Source organism: Bacillus stratosphericus (assembly GCF_020524495.1).
Classification (GTDB): Bacteria; Bacillota; Bacilli; order Bacillales; family Bacillaceae; genus Bacillus; species Bacillus stratosphericus_B.
In genome coordinates this window covers 1-15,283 of sequence record NZ_JAIVLB010000030.1, presented here as the reverse complement: position 1 = coordinate 15,283, position 15,283 = coordinate 1, and the positions used below count along the sequence as shown (strand labels likewise).

Sequence of the window (15,283 nt, the reverse complement as noted above, 5' to 3'; positions counted from 1 at the left end):
AATACCGATTCTTTAGCGGAGTGCGTGGTTTTTGATTGGACGAAGTCTTTAAGATGCTTTAGAATGTAACAACGCACAATCTGAATAGATTTTTGGAGGGAAACACACATGTCAGTAAAATGGGAAAAACAAGAAGGTAACGAAGGTATCTTAACTGTAGAAGTTGACGCTGAAACATTTAACAAAGCACTTGATAATGCATTTAAGAAAGTTGTCAAGCAAGTATCTATCCCTGGATTTCGTAAAGGGAAAGTACCGCGTGGTCTTTTCGAGCAACGCTTTGGTGTAGAATCTCTTTATCAAGATGCATTAGACATTCTTCTTCCGGTTGAATATCCAAAAGCAATCGACGAAGCTGGTATTGAGCCAGTTGATCGCCCTGAAATCGATGTTGAGAAAATCGAAAAAGGCGAAAGCTTAATCTTCACTGCAAAAATAACAGTTAAGCCTGAAGTGAAACTTGGTGACTACAAAGGTCTAAACGTAGAAAAAGACGAAACATTGGTCACTGATGAAGATGTACAAGAAGAGTTAAAAGCAATGCAAAATCGTCAAGCTGAGCTTGTTGTCAAAGAAGAAGGCGCAATCGAAAACGGGGATACAGTTGTTCTTGATTTTGAAGGGTTCGTTGATGGAGAAGTATTCGAAGGCGGAAACGCTGAGAACTACTCTCTTGAAGTAGGTTCTGGTTCATTCATCCCTGGTTTCGAAGAGCAATTAGTTGGTCTTGAAGCTGGCGCTGAAAAAGACGTAGAAGTGACATTCCCAGAAGAATACCATGCTGAAGACCTTGCAGGTAAACCAGCAGTATTCAAAGTGAAAATTCATGAAATCAAAGCAAAAGAACTTCCAGCACTTGACGATGAGTTCGCTAAAGATGTTGATGAAGAAGTAGAAACTCTTGATGAATTAACTGAAAAAACGAAGAAGCGTCTTGAAGAAGCAAAAGAAAACGAAGCAGAAGGAAAACTTCGTGAAGAGCTAGTTGCGAAAGCTTCTGAAAATGCGGAAGCTGACATCCCACAAGCGATGGTCGACACAGAACTAGACCGCATGATGAAAGAATTCGAACAACGTCTTCAAATGCAAGGAATGAACCTTGAGCTTTACTTCCAATTCTCTGGACAAGATGAAGATACGCTTAAAGAGCAAATGAAAGAAGATGCTACAAAACGCATCAAATCTAATCTAACTCTTGAAGCAATTGCTGCTGCAGAAGAGTTACAAGTGTCTGACGAAGAAGTGGAAGGAGAACTTTCAAAAATGGCTGAAGAATACAACATGCCAGTTGAAAATATCAAACAAGCGATTGGATCTACTGACGCAATGAAAGGAGATCTAAAAGTTCGTAAAGCAATTGATTTTCTTGTAGAAAACCGTTAATATGGTGCATAATAATAAAACAGGGCGCGAGTGACTCGTGCCTTGTTTTGTACAATTTTTGACTTATCATTGCTTTTTTTGGAAACGATAGTGTAAGTCACATCTTTCTGTCATACATATCTCAATGTGCAGCGCTAGAAACACATTATTACCGTCTTTTGGGATAGTATGGTAAAATACATACATACTGGACCCAGAAAGGTAGCTGACTGTTAGCTACAGGGAAGTGAAGAAGAATAAGGGGTGAAAGAATGTTTAAATTCAACGAGGAAAAGGGTCAATTGAAATGCTCGTTTTGCGGAAAAACGCAAGATCAAGTGCGTAAACTGGTCGCAGGACCTGGCGTATATATATGTGATGAATGTATCGAGCTTTGCACGGAAATAGTTGAAGAAGAGCTCGGTACTGAGGAAGAAGTTGAATTCAAGGATGTTCCGAAGCCTCATGAAATTCGGGAGATTCTTGATGAATATGTCATCGGACAAGACAATGCGAAGAAATCCTTAGCTGTAGCGGTCTATAACCACTATAAACGGATCAATTCTAACAGCAAGATTGATGATGTTGAGCTTTCGAAAAGTAACATTTCTATGATTGGACCAACAGGAAGCGGTAAAACATTACTTGCTCAAACACTTGCCCGTATTTTAAATGTTCCATTTGCGATTGCAGATGCAACATCACTAACTGAAGCAGGTTATGTTGGAGAAGACGTAGAGAATATTTTACTTAAGCTCATCCAAGCTGCAGACTATGATGTAGAAAAAGCGGAGAAAGGCATTATCTACATCGATGAGATTGATAAAGTAGCAAGAAAATCAGAAAACCCTTCTATCACTCGTGATGTGTCTGGGGAAGGTGTTCAGCAAGCCCTTTTGAAAATTCTTGAAGGAACAGTCGCTAGTGTACCGCCTCAAGGTGGACGTAAGCACCCTCATCAAGAATTCATTCAAATTGATACAACAAATATCCTCTTCATTTGTGGTGGAGCCTTCGATGGAATTGAGCAAATCATCAAACGCCGCCTAGGGCAAAAAGTCATTGGATTCGGTGCGGAAAACAAAATTGAAGACCTTGAAAAAGAAGTCCTTCTATCAAAAGTACTGCCAGAAGACTTGCTGCGCTTTGGTTTAATTCCAGAATTCATCGGCCGTCTACCGGTTATTGCAAGCTTAGAGCCGTTAGATGAAAAAGCACTTGTTGAAATATTGACGAAGCCTAAAAATGCGCTAGTCAAGCAGTATACAAAAATACTTGAGCTTGACGATGTGGAGCTTGAGTTCGAAGAAGATGCTCTCAGCGAGATTGCGAAAAAAGCAATTGAGCGTAAAACAGGAGCTCGTGGTCTTCGTTCAATCATTGAAGGCATCATGCTTGATGTGATGTTTGACCTTCCATCTCGTGATGATATTGAAAAATGTGTCATCACTGGTACAACGGTTGCTGAAGGTGAGCCGCCTCGTCTTGTTTTGAAGGACGGCACAGTCGTTAATAAAGATACAAAAACATCTGCATAATAGAAGTGACTACTCCTGAATCTTTTTGATTCAGGAGTTTTTTATTTATCGTGGAAGACGTGTTTATTCCGTCCAGCTCTAGGAAATACTAGCAGACAGAAACCAATACATACGATTGATGAAGGAGGGAGCCGATTGAGCTGGACAGGAATCGTACTATTTATTCAGCTGTTCTTTGGTATCGTCATCGGGCTATACTTTTGGAACTTACTGCGAAATCAGCGCACACAAAAGGTGACGATCGACAAAGAATCAAAAAAAGAAATGGAAGCACTCAGAAAGATGCGCTTGATCAAGCTGAGTGAACCTTTATCAGAGAAAGTCCGGCCAAAGGAGTTTCAAGATATTGTAGGACAAGAAGATGGCATTCGAGCACTAAAAGCGGCCCTGTGCGGACCGAATCCACAGCATGTCATCGTCTACGGGCCTCCAGGAATTGGAAAAACAGCCGCTGCCCGTCTTGTCATGGAAGAGGCGAAGCGTCACGCTGATTCACCGTTTAAGAAAGATGCTGTGTTCGTAGAGCTTGATGCCACAACTGCGAGATTCGATGAACGAGGCATTGCAGACCCCTTAATTGGTTCAGTGCATGATCCGATTTATCAAGGAGCAGGGGCAATGGGACAGGCAGGCATTCCGCAGCCAAAACAGGGGGCCGTCACGCATGCTCATGGAGGGGTTCTATTTATCGATGAAATTGGTGAACTGCATCCGATTCAAATGAATAAAATGCTAAAAGTACTCGAGGATCGGAAAGTATTTTTAGACAGTGCCTACTATAGTGAGGAAAATACCCAAATTCCGAATCACATTCATGATATTTTCCAAAATGGGCTGCCGGCTGATTTTAGATTGATTGGAGCCACCACAAGAACGCCAGAGGAAATCCCTCCAGCGATTAGATCAAGATGTTTGGAAATTTTCTTTAAGGATCTTGATCAGCATGAGCTGAAAATAGTTGCTGCTAAGGCTGTCCAAAAAATTCAAAAAGAATTAAGTGACGAGGGGCTAAATCTGTTAACTTCCTATGTAAAAAATGGACGTGAAGCAGTCAATATGGTGCAGATCGCGGCAGGCATGGCTGTCACTGAAAACCGAAAAGACATTACGATAGCTGATGTAGAATGGGTCATTCATTCAAGCCAGCTGACCCCAAGATATGAACAAAAAGTAGCGGAAAAGTCAAAAGTGGGGGTAGTGAATGGTCTTGCCGTTTATGGACCGAACAGCGGCGCCCTGCTTGAAATTGAAGTGAATATATGTAAGGCGCTTGAGAAAGGCAGTATCAATATGACTGGCATTGCAGAAGAAGAAAGCATTGGTAACCAGTCTAAGTCCATCAGACGTAAAAGTATGGCCAAAGGCTCTGTTGAAAATGCATTAACAGTGCTTAGAAACTTAGGCATACGGACAAATGAATATGATATCCATATTAATTTTCCAAGCGGTGCCCCTATTGATGGGCCGTCTGCTGGGATAGCGATGGCAACAGCCATTTTCTCTGCCATTCATCATATCCCGATCGATCATCTGACAGCCATGACGGGTGAGATTGGATTGCAAGGTCAAGTGAAGCCGATCGGCGGTGTGATACCGAAAATTAAGGCAGCCAAACAAGCTGGTGCCAAAACAGTAATCATTCCTTATGACAACCAGCAGTCGATCCTAAAAGAGATTGAAGGCGTCACCATTGTGCCTGTGAAGCACTTCCAAGAGGTGCTGGATCAGTGTTTGGTGAATCCACCAGACGAGAAGAAAGATGGACTAGAAGACGAAATGAAAAGAAAATCTGTTTAATCCCCATCATAATATGGGGATTTTTTAGTGAAATAGATCTTTTTTTTCTTTTTCAAGATAAAAAGAAAGGGTATACTACGGTAAGATCATCATTTCTCAAGTCTTTTACATTGTACAAGACTGAAACAGGTATATTATAATGATTCATACTAGTGACGGAGGTGTCAATCAACATGGGAGATGAAATCAAAAAGAATGTTCCGCTCCTTCCATTGCGAGGTTTGCTTGTTTATCCAACAATGGTCTTGCATTTGGACGTTGGACGTGAGAAGTCTGTTCAAGCATTAGAACAGGCCATGATGAACGATCATATGATTTTTTTAGCAACACAGCGGGAAATTTCAATAGATGAACCAGGACAAGAAGAAATTTTCAAAGTCGGCACCTACACAAAAATCAAACAAATGCTGAAGCTGCCAAATGGAACGATTCGTGTACTTGTTGAAGGATTAAATCGAGCACAGATCGAATCATACGTGGAGCTAGAGGACTATACGTCAGTTAAGATTAAAGAGTTGGCAGAAGAAGAATTAAAGGACGCAGAAGCAGAAGCACTCATGCGCACTTTGTTAGATCACTTTGATCAGTACATAAAAATTTCAAAAAAAATTTCAGCTGAAACATATGCAACGGTGACGGATATTGAGGAACCGGGAAGAATGGCAGATATCGTCGCTTCTCACCTCCCGCTCAAATTAAAGGACAAACAAGAAGTACTGGAAACAGTCGATGTCAAAAAACGGCTTAACCGGGTCATCAGCTTGATTCACAATGAAAAAGAAGTGCTGGAGATAGAAAAGAAAATCGGACAGCGCGTCAAACGTTCAATGGAACGAACGCAAAAAGAATATTATTTGCGTGAACAAATGAAAGCCATCCAAAAAGAGCTTGGAGACAAAGAAGGGAAAACAGGAGAAGTCAGTTCATTAATGTCTAAAATTGAAGAGTCCAGCATGCCGGATTCTGTTCGTGAAACGGCATTAAAAGAACTGAACCGTTATGAGAAAATCCCTTCAAGCTCTGCCGAGAGCTCTGTGATTCGAAATTATATTGATTGGCTAATCCATTTACCGTGGGGTATTTATACGGAAGATCGTCTAGACTTAAAGCTTGCAAGCAAAATTTTAGATGATGAGCATCATGGGTTGGAAAAAGTCAAAGAACGTATGCTTGAATATCTTGCTGTACAGAAGCTAACAAATTCATTGAAGGGACCGATTCTTTGCTTGGCAGGACCTCCTGGAGTTGGGAAGACGTCACTTGCAAAATCTATTGCAAAATCACTGGATCGAAAGTTTATTCGTATCTCTCTTGGTGGTGTGCGTGATGAATCCGAGATTCGTGGTCATAGAAGAACCTATGTAGGTGCAATGCCGGGCCGTATCATTCGAGGGATGAGTAAGGCGGGTACCATGAATCCGGTGTTTCTTTTAGATGAAATTGATAAGATGTCTTCTGACTTTAGAGGCGATCCGTCATCTGCGATGCTTGAAGTGTTAGATCCAGAGCAAAATTATAACTTTAGCGATCATTATATTGAAGAGACATTTGATTTGTCTCAAGTGTTATTTATCGCAACTGCCAACAATTTAGCAACCATTCCGGGTCCACTTCGTGATAGAATGGAAATTATCACGATTGCAGGGTATACAGAGGTTGAAAAAGCGGAAATTGTGAAAGAACATCTTCTGCCGAATCAGCTAAAGGAGCACGGATTAAAGAAAGGGAACTTACAGCTTCGTGAAGCAGCGATTTACGATATGATTCGCTATTACACAAGAGAAGCAGGGGTTCGCGGATTAGAACGTCAGCTTGCGGCGATTTGCCGAAAAGCAGCAAGAGCGATTGTGGCTGAAGACCGCAAACGAATCACGGTGACGGAAAAGAACCTATCTGAATATCTCGGAAAAAGACTTTACCGTTATGGACAGGCTGAAACGGCAGATCAGGTGGGCGTTGTCACAGGACTTGCGTATACCACAGTTGGCGGAGACACCTTATCCATTGAGGTCTCACTCTCGCCAGGTAAAGGCAAGCTTTTGCTAACCGGTAAGCTTGGTGATGTCATGAGAGAATCTGCACAGGCGGCATTCAGTTATATCCGTTCAAAAGCAGATGAACTGAACATTGATCCTCATTTTAATGAAAAGCATGATATTCATATCCATGTTCCAGAGGGTGCGGTTCCAAAGGACGGGCCATCAGCTGGTATTACCATTGCGACGGCTCTTGTATCAGCACTCACAGGACGTCCTGTGTCAAAAGAGGTTGGCATGACAGGAGAAATTACGTTAAGAGGAAGAGTGCTTCCGATTGGCGGATTAAAAGAAAAAGCATTAGGTGCTCATCGAGCAGGACTGAAAACCATTATTCTTCCAAAGGATAACGAGAAGGATATTGATGATATTCCTGAAAGTGTGAGAGAAGGATTAACTTTTATTCCGGTTTCACATTTAGATGAGGTGCTAGAGAAAGCGTTAGTAGGAGAGGGAACATGAAAGTAACAAAATCAGATATTGTCATTAGTGCGGTGAAATCAGAGCAGTATCCAAGCGGGGGACTGCCTGAAATCGCACTTGCAGGACGATCAAATGTTGGGAAGTCCTCGTTCATTAACTCATTAATTAATCGTAAAAACTTAGCGCGTACGTCTTCTAAACCAGGGAAGACACAGACACTTAATTTTTACATTATTAATGATATGCTTCACTTTGTGGACGTTCCGGGCTACGGCTTTGCCAAAGTGTCGAAAACAGAGCGTGAAGCTTGGGGAAGAATGATCGAAACGTATATTACAATGCGTGAAGAATTAAAAGCAGTGGTGCAAATTGTGGATTTGCGTCATAAACCATCAGTAGATGATGTGAACATGTATGAATTCCTAAAATATTACGGCATTCCTGTGATCGTCATCGCAACAAAAGCGGATAAAATTCCAAAAGGCAAATGGGAAAAACATGCGAAAGTGGTAAAACAGACGCTTGACATTGACCCATCAGACGAATTAATCCTCTTCTCTTCAGAAACTAAAAAGGGAAAAGATGAAGCGTGGAATGCGATCCTTGCGAAGATTAACAGCTAAGAAGACAATAAAAAAGTTGTAGGAAAACATTTGTTTTCGTACAACTTTTTTTGATATGTGGAGAGAAAACGTAGAACATGAATGAGAACGATTCAGTTTTAATTCGTTTATCAAATCATCTTTTTTAGTTTTTTTTAATCCTCACTATAGAAGTATAGCGCTCGCAGGTATGAATATATGATTATGACAGTTATCACATTTATGTTGGAAAGCTCAAAATTTTTCAATATTCAATACGTCATTCCGTTATGTCTAGGCGGTTATTTGTCGTCTATCATCAATTAAACTGCATATCATTCTTCTCTAAGATGTGTATTATAAAAATTTATAAAACAGCCATTTGATGGCTTGTTAAACAATTTGATTGTATAAGTTATTTCTTTTTTAAAAATAATAAGAGGAGACTGACTGCAATCAGTACATATGGCCAGTACAATTCAAAACCGGAAGTCTGGATAGAGAGTGTGCTAAGCTGTTTTGTAATTTGCTGAAAGAAATTAAGGAACAGGCCAAGTAAAATGAGAACAACACTTTCTATACGATATTCCTTTTTCTGAGATGATTTCATCAAAAGCGCAAGGCCGATGATGAACACAATCATCGTAAATGTGTCTGGCCAGTGGTCCAATTTCGGCTGAAGAATAAAGTGTAGCGCAAGGCCCGTCATGAGCATACCGATAAACACATGAGAGGTTTCCTGCTCCTTCTTTCCTTGATATAAGAAAGCAAGGCCAAAAAGCAGTACAAGTGTATACCATTTCTCCTGATCATTCCAAATGTCAAATTGACCTCCTGAGAGAATGGCATATAGCGCTATAGCCAGCAAAGTGAGCGGTAGTAAAATGGATTTCTTCTTCAAAGATGTCACCTTCTTTTAAGCAAATCATTCATTTGTCCGCACGCGCCAAATCTGGTAAATTGCTTGAAGTGATGATATGGCATTCGATGTCGAACATTTTTCTACTATATCACAACATTTTTGAAATCTGTTCACAATTTTTATCCAGTTAAAAATAAATATATGTTATAATCATTATAAATAATAAATTCTATATTGTAATTATTATAAATTAGACAGGGCGTTGGGGGTGCAAGCTGAAGTTATGCATATTCTTGTTGTGGGTGTAGATTATAAAACAGCCCCTGTTGAGATACGGGAACAGCTGAGCTTTGAACCGAGCAAGCTCGGAACGGCGATGTCCAAGCTTAAAGAAGAAAAAAGCATTCTAGAGAATATCGTCATCTCAACATGTAATCGAACAGAGATCTACGCAGTTGTAGATCAGCTTCATACTGGTCGGTTTTATATAAAAAGATTTTTAGCAGATTGGTTCGGTTTAGAAAAAGAAGATGTCTCTCCATATTTGAAGTTTTATGAAAATGATGGAGCGGTTGAGCATTTATTCCGTGTGGCCTGTGGACTTGATTCTATGGTCATTGGTGAAACACAGATACTCGGTCAAGTGCGCTCAAGCTTTAAAGTCGCTCAAGAGGAGAAGACCATTGGTACCGTTTTCAATTATTTATTTAAGCAGGCGGTAACAGTCGCGAAGCGCTCTCATGCGGAAACAGATATTGCGTCTAATGCTGTATCTGTCAGCTATGCGGCAGTTGAACTTGCCAAAAAAATCTTTGGACATCTTTCTGATAAGCATGTCCTTATTCTTGGTGCGGGTAAAATGGGCGAGCTGGCGGCGCAAAACCTTCAAAGTCAAGGAATTGGTCAGGTAACGGTCATCAATCGAACGTATGAGAAAGCAAAAGAACTGGCTAGCCGTTTTTCAGGAGAGGCTAGGAGCTTAAATCAATTAGAAAAAATATTATCTGAAGCGGACATTTTAATTAGCTCGACAGGTGCTAAACAATTTGTCATTACAAAAGAGATGGTCGAAAATGCGAATAAAAAGCGGAAAGGCAGACCGCTATTTATGATGGATATTGCAGTGCCCCGTGATTTAGACCCAGCCATTTCTGAAGTAGAAGGTGTTTTTTTGTATGACATTGATGACCTAGAAGGCATTGTGGCAGCTAACTTAAAAGAACGCCGTGAAGTGGCTGAGCAGGTTGAGCTCATCATTGAAGCTGAAATTGTTGAATTTAAGCAATGGCTCAATACGCTCGGAGTTGTTCCAGTCATATCTGCTTTAAGAGAAAAAGCACTCTTGATTCAAGCAGATACGATGCAAAGCATTGAACGGAAGCTTCCAAACCTCACAAACCGTGAAATGAAGCTATTAAATAAACATACGAAAAGCATCATCAATCAAATGCTGAAAGATCCTATCTTAAAGGCAAAAGAAATTGCAGGGGAGCCGAATGCAGAGGAAAAACTTTTACTCTTTAAAGAAATCTTTGATTTAAAGATTGAAGATGAAGAGCAAAAGGTAGAGCCTGTACAGGTGGAGCAAGGGTCATTTCAGCTGTTCAAACCAAATGTGGCACAAGGCTTTGCTACAGTTGCTAGTGAGTGATTAGGCGATGATGGAATCCATTGTAGTGAGACTTAACGAAGCGACGATCTTGATCTATGCACTCAGTGTCTTGTTCTATTTCATAGATTTTCTTCAACACAACCGGAAGGCTGGAAAAATGGCTTTCTGGTTGCTTTCTATTGTCTGGCTACTGCAAACAGTCTACATGTTTTATATTATGATGGAAACAGACCAATTCCCTGTGTTAAATGTAGCAGAGGGGTTATATTTTTATACGTGGGTGCTTGTGACACTTTCACTCGTCCTCACAAAAGTATTACGCTTTGAATTTATTGTCTTTTTTACAAATGTGATTGGTTTTTCCATAATGGCGATTCACACCTTTACACCATCTGATCTCCATTCTGCGGAACTGACGGGGAAGTTAACGAGTGAACTGCTCGTCATTCATATTACAATGGCCATTTTATCATACGGTGCCTTTTCGCTTTCATTTGCTTTTTCACTTCTCTATCTCTTGCAATATCGTTTGCTGAAAAAGAAAAAATGGGGGAAATGGCTTCTGAGAATTGAAGACTTATCAAAGCTTGATCATATGGCCTACGTATTAAACATTATTGGCGTGCCAATGCTCTTGCTTAGTTTAATTCTTGGCATTATTTGGGCATATATTTCGTATGATACGTTGTACTGGATAGATGCAAAGGTGCTTGGTTCGTTTATTATCCTTTTTTTATACGGCTTTTACTTATACATCAGATTGGTGCGAAATATGCAGGGCAAAATCGTGGCACGATGGAATGTCGCTTCATTTTTTGTGCTGATGATCAATTATTTTCTGCTTGGTAGCTTATCAACCTTTCATTGGTTTCAATAATGATGAGTCTTAAGGGCATTGTCGGGAGGAAGGCGTAATGCGTACAATTAAAGTAGGTTCTAGACGAAGTAAGCTAGCAATTACACAAACAAAATGGGTCATTCAAAAGCTGTCTGAACTAAACCCTTCTTATTCTTTTGAAATAAAAGAAATTGTAACAAAGGGTGATCAAATTTTAGATGTGACCTTATCAAAGGTTGGCGGAAAAGGACTATTTGTCAAAGAGATTGAACAGGCGATGCTGAATCATGACATCGATATGGCGGTACACAGCATGAAAGATATGCCGGCAGCCCTCCCGGAAGGTTTAGTCATTGGCTGTATTCCTGAGCGTGAGGATGTGCGGGACGTACTGATTTCAAAGGATCATCTCCGTCTTCATGAACTGCCAAAGGGAGCCATTGTTGGAACGAGCAGCTTACGGCGCAGTGCCCAGCTTCTTCAGGAGAGACCAGATCTTGAGATTAAATGGATTCGAGGAAACATTGATACAAGACTTGAGAAGCTGAAAAATGAAGAATACGATGCCATTATTCTAGCGGCTGCCGGTTTGTCTAGAATGGGCTGGAGTAAAGAAGTCGTGTCGGAATTCTTATCTCCTGAAACTTGCCTTCCCGCCGTTGGCCAAGGTGCTTTGTCGATTGAGTGCCGCGGGGATGATAAAGAGCTATTGGAGCTTCTTGCTCAATTTACGAATGAATATACGAAGAAAACGGTTCTCGCAGAACGAGCCTTTCTTAAACAAATGGATGGCAGCTGTCAGGTGCCAATCGCTGGCTATGCAACGATGAATGAGCGTGATGAAATTGAACTGACGGGTCTTGTAGCATCTGCAGACGGGCATACGATCATTCGAGAAACCGTCACAGGGTCTGACCCTGAGGCCATTGGTACAGCGTGTGCGATGCAGATGTCTGATAAGGGAGCAAAGGATTTGATCGACAAGGTGAAAAAGGATCTGTCTTCCCAATGACGATAGCCAAATCGCTTTACGGACAGACGGTGCTTGTCACTCGAAATGAACGTCAAGCGGGTGCGTTTCAGCAGAAAATTGAAGCGCTGAACGGCCATGCTGTTTTAACCTCTCTTATCAGGTTTGAACCAACGCTTACAAAAGAAAAAGCGAAGGCATTTTTAGAAGACTTAGAAGCAAGCCATTGGCTTGTGTTTACAAGTGTAAATGGTGCGTCTTTTTTTCTCAGTTATATAGAGAAGCATCAATTACATCAAAGCTTATCCCACTTGAAAGTGGCGGCTGTAGGTGAAAAAACATCTGCCTATCTGATGCAGCACGGCTTAAAAGTGGATGTGGTTCCAGAACGTTTTATAGCAGAAGAACTGGCAGATGCTTTAATTGAACATGTACACCCAGAAGAATGTGTCTTTGTAGCAAAAGGCCACCTGTCACGAGATGTGGTGAAGAATACCCTCGTTCCGCTTGGCATTGACGTAAAAGAGTGGATTATATATGAAACAGTGAAGGATGAGGACGGAATTATCGCACTCAAGTCGGCCATGATGGAGCAATCATTTGATTTTATTACATTTACAAGCTCCTCCACTGTTCATTCTTTTATGCACGCCATGGAGGCTGATATCGATAGATTAGCTGCATCGGACACATGTTTTGTGAGCATCGGTCCTCTTACACAAGAGGCACTGCTTCAATACGGGATTTCTTCTGAAACCCCAGATACTTATACGATAGACGGGATGCTTGATTTGATGTGCCGTTTATCTGAAAGGAAGTTGAACCAATGATGAAATTTAACAGACACCGCAGATTGCGTACAAGCGCAGGAATGAGAGAATTGGTGAGAGAAACATTTTTAAGACCCTCTGATTTCATTTATCCTATCTTTTTTGTAGAGGGAGAGAATGTCCGGAAAGAAGTCCCTTCAATGCCGGGTGTCTATCACATTTCAGTTGATCTTGTGAAAGAAGAAGTCCAAGAGCTTGTTGACCTTGGGATTAAATCTATCATTGTTTTTGGGGTACCAGACCATAAAGACCATGTAGGCAGTGAAGCTTATCACGATCATGGGATCGTTCAAAAAGCAACGCTTGAAATCAAAAAGCATTTCCCAGAGCTTGTGGTCATTGCTGATACTTGCTTATGCCAATATACAGATCACGGACATTGCGGAATCGTTGAAGATGGAGAAATTTTAAATGATGAATCTCTTCAGCTCTTAGCGAAAACTGCTGTCAGTCAGGCTCGTGCAGGTGCAGATATCATTGCTCCATCAAATATGATGGATGGCTTTGTTATCGCAATTCGTGAGGCGCTTGATGAGGCCGGCTTTGTTCATGTGCCAGTGATGTCATATGCTGTGAAATATGCAAGTGCTTTTTACGGTCCGTTTCGTGATGCGGCGCATAGCACACCGCAGTTTGGAGATCGTAAAACGTATCAAATGGACCCTGCAAACCGTTTAGAAGCACTGAGAGAAGCACAGTCTGATGTAGAAGAAGGCGCTGACTTCCTAATCGTGAAGCCGTCACTTTCATACTTAGATATCATGCGTGATGTGAAAAATGAATTTACACTTCCTGTTGTTGCGTACAATGTGAGCGGAGAGTATGCAATGGTCAAAGCAGCAGCTCAAAATGGCTGGATTTCTGAAAAAGAGCTTGTTCTTGAAATGCTGACTAGCATGAAACGTGCAGGCGCAGAATTAATCATTACGTATCATGCAAAAGATGCAGCGAAATGGCTCTCAGAATAAAGAACGGATAGACAGGAGGACATTGAAATGGGACGTAGCTATGAAAAGTCAAAGCAAGCATTTAAAGAAGCGCAGCAGTTAATGCCGGGTGGTGTGAACAGCCCTGTGCGCGCATTTAAATCAGTCAATACAGACCCAATTTTTATGGAACGAGGAAAAGGCGCAAAAATATACGATATTGACGGAAATGAATATATTGATTACGTCTTATCGTGGGGACCGCTTATTTTAGGGCATACGAATGACCGTGTGGTTGAAAGCATTCAGCGAGTAGCTGAACATGGTACAAGCTTCGGTGCTTCTACTTTAGTTGAAAATGAATTAGCTAAGCTTGTATCAGAACGAGTTCCTTCTATTGAGGTCATTCGTATGGTCAGCTCTGGAACAGAGGCGACGATGAGTGCGCTTCGTCTAGCTCGTGGTTTTACGGGCAGAAACAAAATTGTGAAATTTGAAGGCTGCTATCATGGCCACGGTGATTCTTTGCTCATTAAAGCCGGTTCAGGTGTGGCAACGCTTGGACTTCCGGATAGCCCTGGTGTCCCTGAAGGTACAGCGAGCAATACGATCACCGTTCCATACAATGATTTAGAAAGCATCAAAGTCGCTTTTCAAGAATTTGGAGACGACATTGCAGGTGTCATTGTAGAACCAGTTGCAGGAAATATGGGTGTTGTCCCTCCGCAAGACGGTTTCTTGCAAGGGCTAAGAGACATTACAGAACAATATGGCTCTTTGCTCATTTTTGATGAGGTCATGACAGGCTTCCGTGTGGATTATCATTGTGCACAAGGCTATTTTGGCATTACGCCTGATCTGACATGTCTTGGTAAAGTCATCGGAGGCGGCCTGCCAGTTGGTGCTTATGGCGGTAGAGCGGACATTATGAGACAAATTGCGCCAAGCGGCCCGATTTATCAAGCAGGAACGTTATCCGGTAACCCTCTTGCAATGACAGCAGGCTTAGAAACGTTAAAGCAGCTTACCCCTCAGTCTTACGAAGAGTTTAGACGAAAAGGTGATAGGCTGGAAGAAGGAATTTCGAAATCGGCAAAAGCATATGGAATTCCATTAACGTTTAACCGTGCGGGTTCCATGATCGGATTCTTCTTTACGAATGAACAAGTTATCAATTACGACACAGCGAAAACAGCTGATCTGGCTTTATTCGCTGAATTTTACAAGGAAATGGCTGATCACGGCATCTTCCTTCCACCTTCTCAATTCGAAGGGTTATTCCTTTCAACTGCTCATACAGATGAAGACATCAAATATACGATTGAGACAGTGCAAAAGGTTTTTCAAAAACTACGTCGATAAACGAAAGCAGATATGGTGACATATCGGCTCAGACCGTAGACAAACCCCACCTTTACTTCAAGTAAAAGTGGGGTTTTCACTTATTTTGATAAAATTTATCAGTTGTCTTACGCTGGACATGGTCCTTTCCATGTCCAGTTTGCTAG

The 15,283-nt window shown here is 41.3% G+C and carries 12 protein-coding genes; 11 read left to right on the top strand and 1 reads right to left on the bottom strand.

Features of this window, described 5'->3' with window-relative positions; all coding sequences use genetic code 11:
- Positions 1–108 precede the first annotated feature (108 nt).
- The 5 genes from tig (at position 109) to yihA (ending at position 7,779) form a co-directional block, all read left to right on the top strand.
- The gene (tig, locus tag LC033_RS12205; protein ID WP_226568796.1) at positions 109–1,383 is read left to right on the top strand and encodes a trigger factor; all 1,275 of its coding nucleotides are present in this window, start codon (positions 109–111) and stop codon (positions 1,381–1,383) included.
- Positions 1,384–1,634: 251 nt separating this feature from the next.
- Positions 1,635–2,900, top strand: a complete 1,266-nt coding sequence (clpX, locus tag LC033_RS12200) for an ATP-dependent protease ATP-binding subunit ClpX (RefSeq protein WP_226568794.1) — start codon at positions 1,635–1,637, stop codon at positions 2,898–2,900.
- A gap of 135 nt (positions 2,901–3,035) precedes the next feature.
- A complete protein-coding gene (gene lonB / locus LC033_RS12195; RefSeq protein WP_226568791.1) occupies positions 3,036–4,697 on the top strand; it encodes an ATP-dependent protease LonB in 1,662 nt (553 codons plus the stop codon).
- A 173-nt stretch (positions 4,698–4,870) separates the two neighbouring features.
- Positions 4,871–7,195, top strand: a complete 2,325-nt coding sequence (gene lon, locus LC033_RS12190; RefSeq protein ID WP_226568789.1) for an endopeptidase La — start codon at positions 4,871–4,873, stop codon at positions 7,193–7,195.
- On the top strand, positions 7,192–7,779 hold the full coding sequence (gene yihA, locus LC033_RS12185) for a ribosome biogenesis GTP-binding protein YihA/YsxC (RefSeq protein WP_226568787.1): 588 nt from the start codon (positions 7,192–7,194) through the stop codon (positions 7,777–7,779). The genes lon and yihA overlap by 4 nt, the downstream gene beginning before the upstream one ends.
- Positions 7,780–8,152: 373 nt before the next feature.
- On the opposite strand, the gene LC033_RS12180 is transcribed toward yihA, so the two are convergent.
- Positions 8,153–8,647 (bottom strand): hypothetical protein, encoded by a 495-nt coding sequence (locus tag LC033_RS12180; RefSeq protein ID WP_226568784.1) that lies wholly within the window; start codon positions 8,645–8,647, stop codon positions 8,153–8,155.
- A 235-nt stretch (positions 8,648–8,882) separates the two neighbouring features.
- On the opposite strand from LC033_RS12180, the gene hemA reads away from it, so the two are divergent.
- The 6 genes from hemA to hemL are packed head-to-tail and all read left to right on the top strand — an operon-like array spanning position 8,883 to position 15,137.
- Positions 8,883–10,250 carry a glutamyl-tRNA reductase gene (hemA, locus tag LC033_RS12175; RefSeq protein ID WP_226568839.1) on the top strand — a complete coding sequence of 456 codons (1,368 nt, stop codon included), beginning with the start codon at positions 8,883–8,885 and terminating at the stop codon, positions 10,248–10,250.
- Between the two features lie 7 nt (positions 10,251–10,257).
- Positions 10,258–11,088, top strand: a complete 831-nt coding sequence (locus LC033_RS12170; RefSeq protein ID WP_226568781.1) for a cytochrome c biogenesis protein — start codon at positions 10,258–10,260, stop codon at positions 11,086–11,088.
- A gap of 37 nt (positions 11,089–11,125) precedes the next feature.
- A complete protein-coding gene (gene hemC, locus LC033_RS12165; protein WP_226568779.1) occupies positions 11,126–12,061 on the top strand; it encodes a hydroxymethylbilane synthase in 936 nt (311 codons plus the stop codon).
- Positions 12,058–12,849: a uroporphyrinogen-III synthase gene (locus LC033_RS12160; protein ID WP_008342826.1), complete on the top strand. Its 792-nt coding sequence runs from the start codon at positions 12,058–12,060 to the stop codon at positions 12,847–12,849. Before hemC ends, LC033_RS12160 begins: the two co-directional genes overlap by 4 nt.
- A complete protein-coding gene (hemB, locus tag LC033_RS12155) occupies positions 12,846–13,817 on the top strand; it encodes a porphobilinogen synthase (protein WP_226568777.1) in 972 nt (323 codons plus the stop codon). The genes LC033_RS12160 and hemB overlap by 4 nt, the downstream gene beginning before the upstream one ends.
- Positions 13,818–13,844: 27 nt before the next feature.
- A complete protein-coding gene (gene hemL, locus LC033_RS12150) occupies positions 13,845–15,137 on the top strand; it encodes a glutamate-1-semialdehyde 2,1-aminomutase (RefSeq protein WP_226568774.1) in 1,293 nt (430 codons plus the stop codon).
- Positions 15,138–15,283: the final 146 nt, after the last annotated feature.